The sequence below is a fragment of the Nocardia sp. NPDC004168 genome, from assembly GCF_040610355.1.
In the GTDB taxonomy this organism is placed as follows: domain Bacteria; phylum Actinomycetota; class Actinomycetes; order Mycobacteriales; family Mycobacteriaceae; genus Nocardia; species Nocardia sichangensis.
This window is the reverse complement of sequence record NZ_JBEXME010000011.1, coordinates 42,436-58,324: the sequence shown is the minus strand read 5'-3', so window position 1 is coordinate 58,324 and position 15,889 is coordinate 42,436. Positions and strand designations below refer to the sequence as shown.

The window sequence follows — 15,889 nt, the reverse complement described above, 5'->3', positions numbered from 1 at the left end:
TTCACCTCACTTCCTGCATGAGCGCATGTCCGCGCGAGGGTGAACACCGGTTCTCGACATAAATAGGAACGTGTTCTAGTCTCAGAGGCAAATGAGATTCCGGACATCAACCGACCAGGCAGGAGCAGGTCCCGAGATGACGCAAGAAGTGACCGAACGGGTCGAAGCGCTGTTGCCGACGTTGCGCGAACGCGCACAGGAGGCCGAGGACCTGCGGCGCATCCCCGACGAAAGCATGAAGGCGTTGCAGGAGACCGGCTTCTTCCGGTTGCTCCAGCCCAAGCAGTGGGGCGGTCACGCCGCCGATCCGGTGGTCTTCTACGACACCGTGCGCAAGATCGCCGGCGCGTGCGGCTCCACCGGCTGGGTGGCCGGCATTGTCGGCGTGCACAACTGGCACCTCGCGCTGTTCGCGCAGCAGGCGCAGGAGGACGTCTGGGGCGAGGACACCGAAGTGCGGATCTCCTCCTCCTACGCGCCCATGGGCGCGGGCACGGTCGTCGACGGCGGCTACCTCGTCAACGGCGCGTGGGCCTGGTCGTCCGGCTGCGATCACGCCACCTGGGCGGTGCTCGGCGGCCCGGTGATAAAGGACGGCAAGCCGGTGGACTTCGGCAGCTTCCTCATCCCGCGCGACGACTACCGCATCGACGACGTGTGGAACGTGGTCGGCCTGCGCGGCACCGGCTCCAACACCGTCGTGGTGAAGGACGTCTTCGTGCCCTCGCACCGGTTCCTCAGCTTCCGTGCCATGAGCGAACTGAAATCGCCCGGTCTGGAGCAGAATACCGATCCTGTCTACAAGATGCCTTGGGGCACAATCCATCCCACCACAATCTCCACCCCGATCGTCGGCATGGCCTACGGCGCCTACGCGGCGCACGTCGAGCACCAGGGCAAGCGGGTGCGCGCGGCCTACGCGGGCGAGAAGGCCAAGGAGGACCCGTTCGCCAAGGTGCGCATCGCGGAGGCCGCCAGCGACATCGACGCCGCGTGGCGGCAGCTGTCGGGCAACGTCGCCGACGAGTACGCACTGCTGGCGGCGGGCAAGGAGATCCCGTTCGACCTGCGCGTGCGGGCGCGGCGCGACCAGGTGCGCGCCACCGGCCGCTCGATCGCCGCGATCGACAAGCTGTTCGAGAGCTCCGGCGCCACCGCACTGGCCAACGGCACACCGCTGCAACGCTTCTGGCGTGACGCGCACGCGGGCCGGGTGCACGCGGCCAACGATCCCGAGCGCGCCTACCTGATGTACGGCACGCACGAGTTCGGCCTGCCCGTCACCGACGGCATGGTCTAGGAGGACGACCGTGACCTCTACCGCGGAACTCACCGCCGAATCGACCTCGCGCTACGCGCAGGTGCGGCCCGATCTGCGGCTGCACTACCACGAGGCGGGCGTCGGCAGCGGGCCGACGATCGTCCTACTGCACGGCGGCGGGCCTGGCGCGTCCTCCTGGTCGAACTTCGCGCGCAACATCCCGGTGCTGGCCGAGCACTTCCACGTGATCGCGGTCGACCAGCCGGGCTACGGCCGCTCGGACAAACCCACCGAGCATCCGCAGTACTTCGTGCACAGCGCCTCGGCGCTGAAGGACCTGCTCGACCACTTGGAGATCACGTCCCGGGTGCACCTGCTGGGCAACTCGCTCGGCGGCGGCGCGGCGGTCCGGTTCGCACTGGACTACCCGGACCGGGCCGGGAAGCTGATCCTGATGGGGCCGGGCGGGCTGAGCACCAACCTGTTCGCGCCCGACCCGACCGAGGGCGTGAAGCTGCTCTCCAAGTTCAATTTCGAGCCGACCAGGGAGAACCTGGAGGCGTTCCTGCGCATCATGGTCTTCGACCAGTCGCTCATCACCGAGGAGCTGATCGACGAGCGGTTCGCCTCGGCGAGCACGCCCGAGGCGCTGGCCGCGACCAGGGCGATGGGCAAGTCGTTCGCCAGCGCGGACTTCGAGAAGGGCATGCTCTGGCGCGACGCCTACAAACTGCGTCAGCCCGTGCTGCTGATCTGGGGCCGGGAGGACCGGGTCAACCCGCTCGACGGCGCGCTGGTGGCGACCAAGGTGATCCCGCGCGCGCAGCTGCACGTCTTCGGTGGCTGCGGGCACTGGGCACAGCTGGAGAAGTTCCACGAATTCAACCGGCTCGCGATCGATTTCCTCGCGGGCGTCAAGGAGAAGTGATGGGCATCCGCTCACTGGGATATCTGCGTATCGAGGCGACCGACATGGCCGCCTGGCGGGAGTACGGCCTGAAGGTCCTCGGCATGGTCGAGGGCAAGGGCACCGACCCCGAAGCGCTGTACTTGCGCATGGACGAGTTCCCGGCCCGGCTGGTGATCGTTCCCGGCGAGAAGGACCGGCTACAGGTCTCGGGCTGGGAGACCGCCAATGCCGAAGAGTTGCAGGACGTCCGCGACCGGCTCGACGCGGCGGGTGTGCCCTACAAGGAGGGCACGGCCACCGAACTGGCCGATCGCCGGGTGTACGAGCTGATCAAGTTCGACGACCCGTCCGGCAACACGCTCGAGGCTTTCCACGGCGCGGCGCTGGAGCATCGCCGGGTCGTCAGTCCATACGGGCACCGGTTCGTCACCGAGGAGCAGGGGCTCGGGCACGTGGTGCTGAGCACCAAGGACGACAAAGCGGCGCTGGAGTTCTACCGCGACGTGCTGGGCTTCCGGCTGCGCGACTCGATGCGGCTGCCACCGCAGATGGTCGGTCGCCCGGCCGACGGCGAGCCCGCCTGGCTGCGCTTCTTCGGCTGCAATCCGCGCCACCACTCGCTGGCGTTCCTGCCCATGCCGACGCCGAGCGGCATTGTGCATCTGATGCTCGAGGTGGAGAACGCCGACGACGTCGGCCTGACCCTGGACCGGGCGCTGCGCAAGAAGGTCAAGATGTCGGCGACGCTCGGACGGCACGTCAACGACAAGATGCTCTCCTTCTACATGAAGACGCCGGGCGGATTCGACGTCGAATTCGGCTGCGAGGGCTTGGAAGTGGACGACCACGACTGGATCGCGCGAGAATCGACCGCGGTGAGCCTGTGGGGCCACGACTTCACCGTCGGGCAACGGCAGCAGTGACCGAGAGGGCGAGCGAAGCGATGACCGCGGACGGATCCGGGATCGATCCACGGCAGTTCCGGAATGTGCTGGGGCAGTTCTGCACCGGCATCACCGTGATCACCACCTTCGACGACGACGGAGTGCCGATCGGCTTCGCGTGCCAGTCTTTCGCCGCCCTCTCCCTCGAACCGCCGCTGGTGCTGTTCTGCCCCACCAAGGCGTCCCGGTCCTGGGCGGCGATCGAGAAATCGGGGCGCTTCTGCGTGAACGTCCTCGCCGAACAGCAGCGCGAACTGTGCGCCCGCTTCGGCTCCCGCGAACCCGACAAGTTCGCCGGCGCGGCATGGCACACGTCCGACCTGGAACTCCCGGTGCTGGACGAAGCGCTGGCCACCATCGAGTGCAAGGTGGACAACGTCATCGACGGCGGCGACCACTACATCGTGATCGGGCGAGTCCAGACCCTCTCCGAATCGACCACTACCGGCCGCCCCCTGCTCTTCTACCGCGGCCAGTACACCGCCATCGAACCGGAGAAGACCACACCGGCCCCGTGGCGCGCGGACCTGGAGCACTTCCTCACGACGACCACACTGGACACCTGGTTGTAGCTGCAATCCGGTGCGGCTCGCGTCCTTCGCCCGCGCCGCGATCGGCAATGGACGCGCTGATCGAGGGCACTGGATACAGTAGAGACATGTCGCTATTAGGCCGTATCACCACGGACCCCGAAATTTGCCACGGCAAGCCCGTGGTGCGGGGTTTGCGGTATCCGGTCGAGATGCTGCTGGAACTGCTCGCCTCAGGGATGCGGCCCGATGAGATCTTGGGCGACTATCCGGATCTAGAACACGAGGACATTCTGGCAGCGCTCGAATACGCTGCCGTGGTGACTGCGCAACGGACCACGATCCCCTTCGACGCAGCGTGAAGTTCCTGGTCGATGCGCAGCTGCCGCGCCGGCTCGCCGTGCTGTTGTCCGAGGCAGGTCACGATGCGGTGCATACTTCCGACTTCCTGCTCGGAAATCGCACTACGGATCATCAGATCGCGATGCGAGCGGATCGGGAAGACCGCGTGGTCGTCACGAAGGACCGTGATTTCTGGGTCAGCCATGTCCTGCGCGGGTCCCCCCGGTCGCTGCTTATCATCGCCACCGGGAACATCACCAACGCGGCGCTGCTCGAGCTGTGCACAGCGCATCTTTGCGAGATCGTGCCGCTGTTGAAGACGTGCGTCGTAGTGGAGATGGGTCGTGACCGGTTGGTCGGACATACCGACAGCGAAACAGATGGTCAGCGCTGACCGAGCCGAATCGATCCGTGGTAAGCGGCCCGGGCCGGCGGAAACTACCCATCCTGCAGACGGGTGCGGGCGAGCGCGCGGCGGCGGGTCTCCAGCACCTCACGAAGCGACGCGTTCACCGTCTCCGTTTTCGTTCCGGTGCCCAGCACCTTCGAGACATCAGCCACCAGCTGGACATCGAGGTCGATTACGGTCCAAGTCATGACACACCTCCGATGAGTGCTGTCACTTCGACGCCTCCATATTCCGTGGCGCTCGGCGCCCTCGCGGGTCAGTACTTGTAGAAACCCTCGCCGGTGGCGATGCCGAGCTTTCCCTTGTCGATGTAGTTCTCCTTCAACCACTGGGCCAGCCGTTGGGACTCCTCGTCCTCGTTGTTGACGAGGATGTTGTAAGGCGTGGTCAGCCCGATGATGTCAAGAATGCGGAACGGCCCGGCCGGTGCGCCGGTGCCGATCTGCCAGGTCTTGTCCACCGCTTCGGGATCGGCGTAGCCGCCCGCCGCCAAGTTCATGCCCGCGTTGAGCAACGGCACCAGCAGCGAGTTCAGGACGTAACCGGCCTTCTCCTTGTGGATTTCGATCGGCACCATGCCGATCTTCGAGGCGAAGTCGACCACGGCCTGGTACACGTTCGGGTCGGTGTCGGCGGTGCCCATGATCTCGGCGGTGTTGAAGTGCCACACCTGATTCGCGAAGTGCAGCGCGAGAAATCGGTCCGGGCGGCCGGTGAAGTCTTTGATGGCGCTGGGCAGCAGGGTGGAGGAGTTGGTGGCGAAGATGGTGCGCTCCGGTGCGACCTGGCCGAGCTTCTCGTACGTCTGCTGCTTGATGGTCAGCACCTCGGGAATGGCCTCGATGACCAGATCCGCGTCCTGCGCCGCTCGAGCCAGATCGGAAGTCAGCGCGATTCCCGCCGCCGTCTGCTCCGCCTTACCGTCCCCGCCGCCGGGTACCTGCTCACGGTAGACCGCCACCAGCTTGTCGAGTCGCTCCCTGGCCGCGGCCAGCGCCTTGTCGTCGATGTCGTATGCCGTCACCTCGAAACCGTGGAAGGCCGTCTGGAAGGCGATCTGCGAACCGAGCACTCCGGTGCCCAGGACGGTCACCTTGCGAATGTCGATGGTCATTCGTCTCTCCTCTCGAGACGTTGATGGTGGCGGTGCTCGATGGCCGATATCGTACGTTTACGAGCGGCCGTACAGTTCATCCAGTCCGATCAGCTCGACCTCGCCTTCGCGCTCGGCCCGTTGCAGGTCTTCGCTGAATCCCGCGCCGGAGAAGCAGAGCAGGCGCATTCCGGTGACATCGAATTTCCCGCTCGCGGAGATCAGTTCGCGGATGCGCCGCAGACGGTCCAGATGGCCGAGGCCCATCACCTCGTTCCACTTCGCCTCCCCGATGCCGAGCAGCGGTGGACGGCCGTCCTCGGCGTAACCGACCGCGACGACGTCGACCTCGTGTGTCGTACGGTTCGCCGAATCGTTGACCGTGCCGGACGAAACCTGCACCGGAAGGTCGCCGAGCCGATTTCGGTCGGTGCTTTCCTGGGCGAAAAGCATGGCCCACTCGCGGCAGATTCGCTCGAAGTGCGGACCGATCACGTTGCTGGCGAACCGATGCGATGCCCGCTGCCAGATACGGCTGGTGTCCGTGGCCAAGGTCAGCTGAGGCCAGAACGGCCGCATGATCGCGTGGTAGAAGGTGACCAGCGGTTCGGCGATCCGGAAATCGCTGCGGTTGGCGCGGAACGCGTCGGCCTCGCGGGTGATGAAACCGGCGTCCTCGAGCACAGTCAAGGGGTGCGCCAGCGTGTTCACCGGGCGGCCGACGTGGCCGGCGATGCCACCCCGGCCGGTGTTGCCGGTGGCGATGGCGTTGAGCACGGAGTGATAGAGGGCGCCGTCCCGAAGATCGGGCTCCTCGGCGAGCAGGTACCGCGCCTCCAGGAACATCGGGCTTCCCGGGGACAGAATCGCTCGAACCACCCAATCATCGAAATCCGCGAGATTCGCGGGCGCGTCATAGCGGATCATCTCGGTCCGATACGCCGGTGTTCCGCCCACCACCGAATGCACGAGCAGGGCCAGCCGAGGGTCACTGATCCCCCAGAACTCCGCTGCTCGCCGGTAATTCAAGGTGGCGATGGGCAATTCGAGCGAAGCACGGCCGCGCAGCGGGGCATTTCCCGAAAGCAGGCCACCCATAAAAGACAACGCCGAACCACAGAGCAGCAACCGTGTGCGCGAAGCGGTGCGCTCGGCTCGTCTCGGCGCATACGCTCCCTGAATGATCGACGGCAGCGCTGGATTCGCCCTGACCAGATAGGGAAACTCATCGATCACCACGGGCGTGTTCTTCTCGCGTCCCATGCGAAGCAGCACATCGATCACTTGCCCCCAGTTCGCCGGGGTGAAGGGAGCGACCAGATCGAGGTGGCGGCTGAGCGCCTCCCCGACGGCGGCGAGCGATTCCGCGTCGGTGGCCTCCTGCGCGGAGAAGTAGAAACCGTCGGCGACTTCGCAGACGGCCTCAAGCAGAAAACTTTTACCTTGCCTGCGTCGACCCGAGATCACGCCGAGAGACGCACTCGGGGCGGGATCGTCGACGAACCGGGTCAGTGCCTCCCATTCCCGGTCGCGATCGAAGATGTCGGACGGTTTCCGCACGCGCCCCTCCCAAAAGTAGTGAACTTATGATAACTGTACTACTCTCACCAGCTGGCACATTAGAGCGGCGAATCCCGGGGACCACCACACGCTCGTGTGCCACCCGAAGGGTGAAGTGCTCAGTTGATGAGCACTTTGGGTCGGAGGATGAGGTGGAAAGACATCACCGCATCTTGGAGGGCACCGTGAGTCGCTTCGATGGAACAAGAATTCTTACTTGTGTCGACGTCGCACAGTGGGAGGAGTGGCTGGCAGCCAATCACGACAGGCACGCCGATGTCTGGCTGAAGATCGCCAAGAAGGGGGCGGCGGACCGGACGATCAGCAACGGGGAGGCGCTCGACGGCGCGCTCTGCTTCGGCTGGATCGACAGTCACCGCCGCGGCCTCGACGCCGAGCACTACCTGCAGCGATACTCGCCGCGCCGTCCGAGGAGTCCGTGGTCGCAGATCAACGTCGCCAAAGCCGAAGTTCTCGTCGCCGCAGGTCGCATGCAGGCTCCCGGTTTCGCGGCCATCGCCGCCGCGCAGGCCGATGGGCGCTGGGCGGCCGCCTATGAATCCCAGCGGACCGCCACCTGTCCGGCCGACTTGCTCGAAGCGCTCAGCGCGAATCCACGCGCACGGAAGAGATTCGAACTGCTCGACCGCACCGCGCAGTATGCGCACTTCCTGCGGCTGATGAAGACACGGAGTTCCGCCGAGCGGGCTGGGCAGCTGCGGCGCATGCTCGATGAGTTGAATCAGCCAGCGGCGTAGTCCAAGTCGACTGCGGCATCGATGATCATCGATAGCGGCGAGGCGAAAATCGGTTGGGAATCGTGTGCGCCGACGCGAGGATATGTGTTGTGCTGCTTCTTGTTCCGGCCGATGTACTTCGCCCCCAACGCGTCGACGAGCATTTCGCCCCGGAGGCGGACGCGGCTCGTGCCGTCGGATGGGAAGTCGCCGTGGTCGATCACGACGCGCTGACCCGCGCCGACGGCGCCGAGGAGGCCGTTCGACGCATCCGTTCCAGCGGGGTGGCTGTCTACCGCGGCTGGATGTTGCGCAGTGCTGAGTACGCCGCGTTCGAACAGAGCTTGCGGCAGCGGGGCGTCACGCTGCGCACGAGCGCCGAACAATACCGGCGGGCGCACGAGCTGCCGGGGTGGTATTCCGCACTCGCCGAGATGACGCCTCGATCGGTATGGACCAGCGGGAGCGGTCGCGCCGCGTTCGATCACGCGCGTCGGGAGCTGGGAACCGGCCCCGTCGTCCTGCGCGACTACACCAAGTCGATGAAGCACTACTGGCACGAAGCGGCGTTCATCCCCGACGTGGCGGACCCGGACGCCGCCTGGCGGGTCGCGAGCAGATTCCGTGAACTCCGCGGCGAAGACCTGGCCGGCGGATTCGTCCTGCGCCGCTTCGAGCGTTTCCAGTCTGCCGAAGTCCGCACTTGGTGGGTAGACGGCAAGTGCCGGTTGATCGGCCCGCACCCGGACACCCCGGAGGACATGCCCGACGTCGAGTTCGACCCGACATCCGTCGAAGACGCCATCGCCGCCCTCGGCCTCCTGTTCGTGACAGCCGACTTCGCGTTGCGCGACGACGGGGCCTGGCGCTTGGTCGAACTAGGTGACGGCCAAGTGAGCGACCGCCCCCACACCATTCCGGCCGAGCAGCTGCTCGCCGTCCTTCGCGCTGGTTCACAGTGAGCAGACAAGCGCTCCGGTCGGCCGGGCCGGATGATCCGCAGGTCACCCGGTCACACGGCCACATCAACCGTTGGGCGCGTAACCCGTTTACCCCTGTGACCACGGTGGCTCAGAACAACCATCGGCGAGTCACAAGGTCATTCTTCATTCCGATTCGATTCGGTCTTCGTTTCGTGAGGATTTCTGGAATAGATAACGGTGATGATTGAGGCATTGATGGCCGAGTATTGCCGTGGACACCAGTAGGATTGGATAGCAATAGTACACCTGAAAGGTATTCACACCGGCGGCAAGGCTCGCCACGAATAGGCCTATAATCGCCGACCCGGAACAGATGAAAACCGAACTCACGACTATTCGCGACCTACCGGTCGGTGGTTTCCTCCAACTGAGAGTGATTCCAACCAGTTGCGCAGCGATCGCTACCCCGAGCAGCACTGCGGAGGCCACACCTCCAGCGACAGCCGAGCTACTCACACTGCTCACTATCAGCAATAGACCGAAGAATAGCGGCACCATCGCGAGTCCGACTAAACTGCTGGGACGTTTCAGCGCTTCCTGCTCGGGAGGTAACCGCTGCCCAATATACTTTTTGCTCAGTTCAGCCTCCACTTGGATTCGTTATCGCCGCCGACCGACGCGTCGCTGAACGTTGAAGAAATCGGATCCGGCCATCTCCCGCCCGGGAAGCTGCTGTTATCCGATGCTGCCGAGTGGAGGTCACCGAAGCTTCTGGCCTGCTGCCCCACGAAGGCACTCAGGAGACCGACCGCTACCCAGATCTGCGCGGTGGTGATCCCCGAGTCGGCTGCGATATCCGCGAGGCTGATGGGCGCCCCTACTCCGGTGGCCAGGGCAGCGATTGCCGCTGCGAGGTTCGCAAGGAACTGCCAGCAGATACTCAATAGGCCTGCATAGAAGGCAAGCCCTGCCACGGCCGACTCGATCAGGACGGTTTTAGTCTTGTCGGCGATGTCGCCGACTTTGCCCGATGCTGCGCTCTGCGCCGTGTTCGACTTCATGTAGGCCAACTGCGCCGCACCTTTCCAGACGCGGTTTACCGCCAAGTTGTTCGGATCGATTTCGCCCTGGATGCTCGATACGGAATCGCGTACATCGGTCCAATCGCGGCTGCGCAGGTACATATCGTACGGGGCACGAATCCCCTTCATGATTTCGATGACCTTGTCCCATAGCCATTTGCATATTTCGATGAGCTTGTCGGCGCACGTTTTGACTGCGCGCTGAACGGGCGGAATCAGTCTGACGTACGGTAGGTCGAGGGCTTCCTGCTCAGCTTGTGGTATCGCCACCCTGACTTTGCCATCGATGTCGTCAAGGAATTTTTCCAGGCCATCGACGACAGAATTGTACGACGATATATCGAATGACATTGTTACCCCTCTATTTACCAGAGACTGTCGATCCGGTGTTTTCCCGCGGCGTCTTCGGCATCGTACGTGTCTGCGCAATGCATGAGCGTTTCTCCGATCTCAGCAAAACGTTTCGACGCCTGGTCGCAGCGTTCCGATATCTTGATAGCCAACTTGTTGTTGGCATCGACGATGGCTTGGAAGATTCCGGCTTCGAGGCGGCCGAATGTCAGGCCGTCGACCGTACTCTTCAAATTCGACATGGTGGCCGATTCGCGATCCCAGACCGCTGCGTCCTTGCGGAGGGTGTCGGTGGCGACCTTGATTTCTTGTGCTGTGGGAGCCACTAGTTCACTCCTTGTGGGCGATTCTGTATCGCGGCGAGAGACTGAATGGCATCGGTATTCAGCATGTCGAAATCGGTTGCACCGCTACGTGTTCCGGCGGCAAGCAGTCGCTGACGTGCTTCACCGTGCGCCTGCTTGATCGTCCAGGCGATCGCGTTGCCGCTGACGTCGATTCCCCACGGCAGTCGGACTACGCAGTCGGCGATACCACTGCTGTTCAGAGTGATAACTGCGTGTAGCTGATCTTCGGTTTCGGCTTCGCCGACGAATTCCTTCGGCTCGAGCACTGTTCCGACGTTGATGGCCTGGAGGGTTTCGTCGAGCAGTTGCGTAGTTCCGACTGTCGGGTAACGCGGTGGCTTCGGTAGTTCGAGGTGACTGGGTGTCACATCATCGAGGCTCAGTGCTTCGAGCCGATCGATGGTGCCGTTGTCGACTGCGGCGGTCATAGCCGCTTCGAAGCGCCGGCGTTCGACATCTTTGATCGCGCTCACTACCGCCTGCCCGATTTGGTCTCGTTCCAGGTGCCGAGACCAGTTCTCGGCGATGGCGATGTCGATCAGTTCTCCGACTGAGGATATGGTGGCCTCGACTGTTCCGGTGCTGTCGCGCCCGGTGGTGCGCTGTGGTCCGGCCTGAGTGACTTCCTGCATCAGTCCGGAGATCGCTTGGGTGTAGGCGTGGAATCGTGCGAGTTCATCGAGGAAGTCTTCGTTCATGGTCGTCCTCATGTGGGATCTATGTTTCGCTATGACTCGAAACAACCGCACCGGACTGTGCTGGATCCGGTGGGCTTCGAAACGTGGGTATCGCGCAAAGGCTGACGAGCCGGTGGTGCTGCATACCGATCAGTGAGAACCCCCTCCGCCCTTGGTATTCGAGACCTTAGCAGTGCGCCTCCCCAACCGTTCGCTCCATAGCGGTCCGAGTCCACCACTTCGTGGCACCGCAGCCTGCTATTGATCACACACGGCACGACCGACCACGTCGTCCCCAACGATGGACCGGCGCTACTCGCTCAGTACGTGCTTGGCGGGGCGAGATACGAGTTTCACGGCTCGACACCGATCACGAAGGGATCGTCGCCGCCGCTTGGCCGGACGTGCTCTCCTTCGTCGCCGCAGTTCTCGGCCCCGCGTAGTCGACCCACTCGACCGCCGTCGACCGGCAGAGCCTTACTCGAGCGCAGACGAACTGGGTCGCGAACCTCCGTCCGCGACCCCGCTGCGTTCGCCCGGTCAGGCGGTGACGGTCGCCTTCTCCCGCTGCAATTCCAGCGCGATGTCGATCAGCTGATCCTCCTGACCGCCCACCAGCTTGCGCTTGCCCGCCCGTACCAGCATTTCGGCGGCGGAGACGCCGTAGCGCTCGGCTTGGCGCTCGGCGTGCTCGAGGAAGCTGGAGTAGACGCCGGCGTAGCCCATCATCAGGGCCTGGCGATCTAGCGCACAGCTACCTGTTCCCGACGATTTGACCGTCGCCTGAACGAACCCGCGTGCTCGAGTCCCGTGGACACCTCGCCGGTGATCCGCGCAAGCGCTGTGGACGACTCCAAAAAATCGCCGCTCGGTCGAGCTCACGCACCTCGACAACCCCCGCTCCAGCGGTGGTAGCACCCGCTGGAGCCGTGCTCAACTCGGGGATCAGCCGCCGCATCAAACCAGCACCCCGCGACGGCATCGGAAGGATAAGCATTCGTCGACGATGGCGGCCCCTGGCGATGTCGGCGATGGCGATTGCCTGCTGCATCGCTGGCCAGGTCGCACTCCCCGCTGTCGCAGAGGCTACGCCTCCACTATGTCTCGACTATCAGCTGAAGACCGAGCATGGAACTCTCAAATCTGAAATTAGGCCATATAATGGCGATCCAATCGGCTACTACACGTGGTGGTGGTTCATCAACGACTTAAGCCACCGACCTGGTGAATACGAGTGGCATTTATTCGTCAATAAATCGCCGATAAGCAAAATACAAAAATCAGATAAGGACGACATGCTGCATTTTGGACAGGCGGTTTACCGTAACGGCAAGAACATCTGGAAGAGCGGCGACGTGCTGCATGTGGACGGCCTCCATACGGCGCCCGATGGCACCGTCTACATCACACCGCTCAACGAATTCATCGTCCCGTAACAGCCGTGGCAGGATAGAGGACGTGGACATAGATGACGCCGTCCGAGGCGCAAGGCTACTCGCTTCCGACATCGAAACTTCGCTCGGATTTGCGGTACATGTAGAAACCGGAACTTCCGATAAATGGCGCAGGTTCGCCGAACGGACCGGGCGCCCCGAGCCGAAGGCTCTGGTGCGCATTGCTGTGCCTGATGCCGGCACTGCCGCAGCCCTCGACCCCACCGAACCGGGTAGCGCGACCGCAGAGGAGTTCGCGATGGAACTGGCTCTGATTCTCCAGGACGATATCCAGATCCATATTCGGGAGCCGTGGCCCAAGGACCCAACCACGAGTGGGCGGTCGTTGGAACCGACCGAACGCGGTTGGCAAAGTCTCGCGGGCAAGGCGTATCTCGTCCGGTACGGACATTTAGGACACTCCGCTGATTAGGCCGAGCCGCACGCCGACGATGCCACCGACACATAATTCGGTGTTCTGGGCGCATCGGGCCGCGAACGGTAGCTTCGTTCGCGGCCCGCTGCGTTCGACCGCTCAGGCGGAGACGGTCGCCTTCTCCCGCTGCAATTCCAGCGCGATGTCGATGAGCTGGTCCTCCTGGCCGCCGACCAGCTTGCGCTTGCCGGCCCGTACGAGCATTTCGGCGGCGGAGACGCCGTAGCGCTCGGCTTGCCGTTCGGCGTGCTTGAGGAAGCTGGAGTAGACGCCGGCGTAGCCCATCATCAGGGCCTGGCGATCGAGCAGGCATTCCTGGGGCATGGCGGGGCGGACGACGTCTTCGGCGGCGTCGGCGATGGCGAAGAAGTCGATGCCCGTCTTCACGCCCAGCTTGTCGCACACGCCGACCAGCGCCTCGACCGGGGTGTTTCCCGCGCCCGCGCCGAAACGCCGTGCGCTGCCGTCGATCTGCTTGGCGCCCGCGCGGATGGCGTAGATCGAGTTGGCCACGGCCAAGTCGAGGTTCTCGTGGCCGTGGAAGCCGACCTGCGCGTCGTCGCCGAGTTCAGCCACCAGCGCCGCGACGCGGTCGGAAACCTGCTCGAGCACCAGCGCACCGGCCGAGTCGACGATGTAGACGCACTGGCAGCCGGCATCGGCCATGATGCGCGCCTGCTTGGCGAGCACCTCCGGCGGCTGGGTGTGCGACATCATCAGGAACCCGACCGTCTCCAGTCCGAGTTCCCGCGCCAGACCGAAGTGCTGGATGGACACGTCGGCTTCGGTGCAGTGCGTGGCGATCCGGCAGATGGACGCGCCGTTGTCCTGGGAGATCTTGATGTCTTCCTTCACCCCGACGCCGGGCAGCATCAGCACGGCGATCTTCGCCCGCTTCGCCGTCTCGGCCGCGATGGCGACCAGTTCCTGCTCCGGCGTCTTGGAGAAGCCGTAGTTGAACGACGAACCGCCGAGACCGTCGCCGTGGGTCACCTCGATCACCGGCACGCCCGCGCCGTCCAGCGCGGCCACGATGTCGCGGACCTCGGTGGCGGTGAACTGGTGGCGCTTGTGGTGGGATCCGTCGCGCAGCGAGGTGTCGGTGACGCGGATGTCGAGTTCTGCTGAGTAGGCCATGTCGAAAGCTCCTTACACCCGGGCCGTGACGATCTGCTCGGCGATGACCTCGCCGACCTGCGTAGCGGCGGCGGTCATGATGTCGAGGTTGCCCGCGTACGGGGGCAGGAAGTCGCCCGCGCCCTCCACCTCGACGAACACCGACACCTTGGCCATGCCGCCGGAGACCACCGAGGGCTCGTCGAACTGCGGCTCGTTGAGCAGCCGGTAGCCGGGCACGTACTGCTGGATGTCGGCGACCATCCGGTGGATCGAGTCGGCGATCGCGTCGGTGTCGGCGTCGTCGGGGATGGCGCAGAAGATGGTGTCGCGCATGATCATCGGCGGCTCGGCCGGATTCAGGATGATGATGGCCTTGCCGCGCTGCGCCCCGCCGATGGTCTCGACGCCGCGACTGGTGGTCTTGGTGAACTCGTCGATGTTCGCGCGGGTGCCGGGGCCCGCGGAGACCGACGACACCGACGCGACGATCTCCGCGTACGGCACCGGGACGACCCGCGACACCGCGGCGACGATCGGGATCGTCGCCTGGCCGCCGCAGGTGATCATGTTGACGTTCGGCGCGTCGATATTCGCGCCCAGGTTCACCGGCGGCACGACGGCGGGGCCGACGGCGGCGGGGGTGAGGTCGACGGCGCGGATGCCCGCTTCGGCGTAGCGCGGCGCGGCGGCGCGGTGCACGTACGCCGAGGTCGCCTCGAAGATCAGGTCGGGCAGTTCGGATTGCCCGAGCAGCCAGTCCACGCCTTCGTGCGAGGTTTCCAGCCCGAGCCCGCGCGCCCGCTTCAGCCCCTCGCTGTCCGGGTCGATCCCGATCATCCAACGCGGCTGGATCTTCTGCGAGCGCAGCAGTTTGTAGAGCAGATCGGTGCTGATGTTGCCGGACCCGACGATCGCGGCGGTGACGGTCCCGTTGGACACGACAGCCTCCCTAGGTGAATTGCAAACGGACGGAGCCGAGTCCGGCGAACTCGGCGTGGAAGTCATCGCCCGGACGGGCGTCGATGGCGCGGGTGCACGAGCCGGGCAGCACGATGTCACCTGCCTTCAACCGGACACCGAAGCTCGCGACCTTGCGCGCCAGCCAGGCCACCGCGATCACCGGATCACCCAGGACCGCGTCGCTGCGGCCCTCGGCGACCACCTCGCCGTTGCGGGTGAGCACCGCGTCGATGGCCTTGATGTCGATGTCCTTCGGCGCGACACGCTGCGCGCCGAGCACGAAGCCCGCCGAAGACGCGTTGTCGGAGATGGTGTCGGCCAGGCCGATGTTCCAGTCCTTGATCCGCGAGTCGATCAACTCGATCGCGGGCGCGAAGGCGACCGTGGCGGCGAGCACGTCCTCTTCGGTGCACTCCGCGCCGGGCAGGTCGGCGCCGAGCACGAACCCGACCTCCACCTCGACCCGGGGGAACAGATACCGGCCCGCTTCCACCGGAACGTCCTCGTAGACTTCCATTTCCGCGAGCAGATGCCCGTAGTCGGGCTCGTCCACGCCCATCATCTGCTGCATGGCCTTCGAGGACAGGCCCACCTTGTGCCCGACCACGCGCGCGCCCGCGTCGAGCCTGCGGCGGATGTTGATCAGCTGGATCTCGTAGGCGTCGACCACGTCGATGTCGGGGTGGCGGGCGATCAGCGGATCGATCGCCACCCGGTCGCGCTCGGCGCGCTCGAGTTCGTCGGCCAGTTCGGTTCGTACCGCGTCGGACAGCAC

General features: G+C 64.6%; 19 protein-coding genes and 1 pseudogene. 10 read left to right on the top strand and 10 right to left on the bottom strand.

The window, feature by feature from the left end:
- Window positions 1–136 precede the first annotated feature (136 nt).
- From hsaA to ABZW96_RS20655, 6 genes are read left to right on the top strand one after another with little or no spacing between them, the layout of a single operon-like run.
- Window positions 137–1,300: a 3-hydroxy-9,10-secoandrosta-1,3,5(10)-triene-9,17-dione monooxygenase oxygenase subunit gene (hsaA, locus tag ABZW96_RS20680; protein ID WP_355076804.1), complete on the top strand. Its 1,164-nt coding sequence runs from the start codon at window positions 137–139 to the stop codon at window positions 1,298–1,300.
- A gap of 10 nt (window positions 1,301–1,310) precedes the next feature.
- Window positions 1,311–2,189 (top strand): 4,5:9,10-diseco-3-hydroxy-5,9,17-trioxoandrosta-1(10),2-diene-4-oate hydrolase, encoded by an 879-nt coding sequence (gene hsaD / locus ABZW96_RS20675; protein WP_355076802.1) that lies wholly within the window; start codon window positions 1,311–1,313, stop codon window positions 2,187–2,189.
- A complete protein-coding gene (gene hsaC, locus ABZW96_RS20670) occupies window positions 2,189–3,094 on the top strand; it encodes an iron-dependent extradiol dioxygenase HsaC (protein WP_355076801.1) in 906 nt (301 codons plus the stop codon). Before hsaD ends, hsaC begins: the two co-directional genes overlap by 1 nt.
- A gap of 20 nt (window positions 3,095–3,114) precedes the next feature.
- A complete protein-coding gene (hsaB, locus tag ABZW96_RS20665; RefSeq protein WP_355076800.1) occupies window positions 3,115–3,687 on the top strand; it encodes a 3-hydroxy-9,10-secoandrosta-1,3,5(10)-triene-9,17-dione monooxygenase reductase subunit in 573 nt (190 codons plus the stop codon).
- A 47-nt stretch (window positions 3,688–3,734) separates the two neighbouring features.
- On the top strand, window positions 3,735–4,007 hold the full coding sequence (locus ABZW96_RS20660) for a DUF433 domain-containing protein (protein ID WP_245548807.1): 273 nt from the start codon (window positions 3,735–3,737) through the stop codon (window positions 4,005–4,007).
- On the top strand, window positions 4,004–4,381 hold the full coding sequence (locus tag ABZW96_RS20655) for a DUF5615 family PIN-like protein (RefSeq protein ID WP_355076798.1): 378 nt from the start codon (window positions 4,004–4,006) through the stop codon (window positions 4,379–4,381). The genes ABZW96_RS20660 and ABZW96_RS20655 overlap by 4 nt, the downstream gene beginning before the upstream one ends.
- 44 nt (window positions 4,382–4,425) lie before the next feature.
- Here ABZW96_RS20655 and ABZW96_RS20650 read toward each other — a convergent pair whose 3' ends face one another.
- The 3 genes from ABZW96_RS20650 to ABZW96_RS20640 form a co-directional block, all read right to left on the bottom strand.
- Window positions 4,426–4,584: a type II toxin-antitoxin system VapB family antitoxin gene (locus ABZW96_RS20650; RefSeq protein WP_355076796.1), complete on the bottom strand. Its 159-nt coding sequence runs from the start codon at window positions 4,582–4,584 to the stop codon at window positions 4,426–4,428.
- A gap of 68 nt (window positions 4,585–4,652) precedes the next feature.
- Window positions 4,653–5,510: a 3-hydroxyacyl-CoA dehydrogenase gene (locus tag ABZW96_RS20645; RefSeq protein ID WP_355076795.1), complete on the bottom strand. Its 858-nt coding sequence runs from the start codon at window positions 5,508–5,510 to the stop codon at window positions 4,653–4,655.
- Window positions 5,511–5,567: 57 nt separating this feature from the next.
- Window positions 5,568–7,049, bottom strand: a complete 1,482-nt coding sequence (locus ABZW96_RS20640) for an ATP-binding protein (protein ID WP_355076793.1) — start codon at window positions 7,047–7,049, stop codon at window positions 5,568–5,570.
- 185 nt (window positions 7,050–7,234) lie between these two features.
- On the opposite strand from ABZW96_RS20640, the gene ABZW96_RS20635 reads away from it, so the two are divergent.
- The gene (locus ABZW96_RS20635) at window positions 7,235–7,807 is read left to right on the top strand and encodes a YdeI/OmpD-associated family protein (RefSeq protein WP_355076792.1); all 573 of its coding nucleotides are present in this window, start codon (window positions 7,235–7,237) and stop codon (window positions 7,805–7,807) included.
- A gap of 89 nt (window positions 7,808–7,896) precedes the next feature.
- Window positions 7,897–8,748, top strand: a complete 852-nt coding sequence (locus ABZW96_RS20630; protein WP_355076790.1) for an ATP-grasp domain-containing protein — start codon at window positions 7,897–7,899, stop codon at window positions 8,746–8,748.
- 596 nt (window positions 8,749–9,344) lie between these two features.
- Here ABZW96_RS20630 and ABZW96_RS20625 read toward each other — a convergent pair.
- The 4 genes and pseudogenes from ABZW96_RS20625 to ABZW96_RS20610 form a co-directional block, all read right to left on the bottom strand.
- A complete protein-coding gene (locus ABZW96_RS20625) occupies window positions 9,345–10,142 on the bottom strand; it encodes a hypothetical protein (protein ID WP_355076788.1) in 798 nt (265 codons plus the stop codon).
- Between the two features lie 14 nt (window positions 10,143–10,156).
- Window positions 10,157–10,468: a hypothetical protein gene (locus ABZW96_RS20620; protein ID WP_355076787.1), complete on the bottom strand. Its 312-nt coding sequence runs from the start codon at window positions 10,466–10,468 to the stop codon at window positions 10,157–10,159.
- On the bottom strand, window positions 10,468–11,187 hold the full coding sequence (locus tag ABZW96_RS20615) for a hypothetical protein (protein ID WP_355076785.1): 720 nt from the start codon (window positions 11,185–11,187) through the stop codon (window positions 10,468–10,470). The genes ABZW96_RS20620 and ABZW96_RS20615 overlap by 1 nt, the downstream gene beginning before the upstream one ends.
- Window positions 11,188–11,706: 519 nt before the next feature.
- Window positions 11,707–11,913 (bottom strand): annotated as a pseudogene (locus ABZW96_RS20610) (4-hydroxy-2-oxovalerate aldolase); the annotation flags it as partial.
- A gap of 182 nt (window positions 11,914–12,095) precedes the next feature.
- Here ABZW96_RS20610 and ABZW96_RS20605 point away from each other — a divergent pair.
- Together ABZW96_RS20605 and ABZW96_RS20600 are read left to right on the top strand one after the other, a co-directional pair.
- A complete protein-coding gene (locus ABZW96_RS20605) occupies window positions 12,096–12,602 on the top strand; it encodes a hypothetical protein (protein WP_355076783.1) in 507 nt (168 codons plus the stop codon).
- A gap of 22 nt (window positions 12,603–12,624) precedes the next feature.
- Complete coding sequence (locus ABZW96_RS20600) at window positions 12,625–13,032, top strand: hypothetical protein (protein ID WP_355076782.1); 408 nt, start codon at window positions 12,625–12,627, stop codon at window positions 13,030–13,032.
- A gap of 102 nt (window positions 13,033–13,134) precedes the next feature.
- Here ABZW96_RS20600 and dmpG read toward each other — a convergent pair whose 3' ends face one another.
- Genes dmpG through ABZW96_RS20585 form a run of 3 tightly spaced genes read right to left on the bottom strand, consistent with a single transcriptional unit; the run spans window position 13,135 to window position 15,889 of the window.
- A complete protein-coding gene (gene dmpG, locus ABZW96_RS20595; RefSeq protein WP_355076780.1) occupies window positions 13,135–14,172 on the bottom strand; it encodes a 4-hydroxy-2-oxovalerate aldolase in 1,038 nt (345 codons plus the stop codon).
- A 12-nt stretch (window positions 14,173–14,184) separates the two neighbouring features.
- The gene (locus tag ABZW96_RS20590) at window positions 14,185–15,093 is read right to left on the bottom strand and encodes an acetaldehyde dehydrogenase (acetylating) (RefSeq protein ID WP_063022250.1); all 909 of its coding nucleotides are present in this window, start codon (window positions 15,091–15,093) and stop codon (window positions 14,185–14,187) included.
- 10 nt (window positions 15,094–15,103) lie between these two features.
- A complete protein-coding gene (locus ABZW96_RS20585) occupies window positions 15,104–15,889 on the bottom strand; it encodes a 2-keto-4-pentenoate hydratase (protein WP_355076778.1) in 786 nt (261 codons plus the stop codon).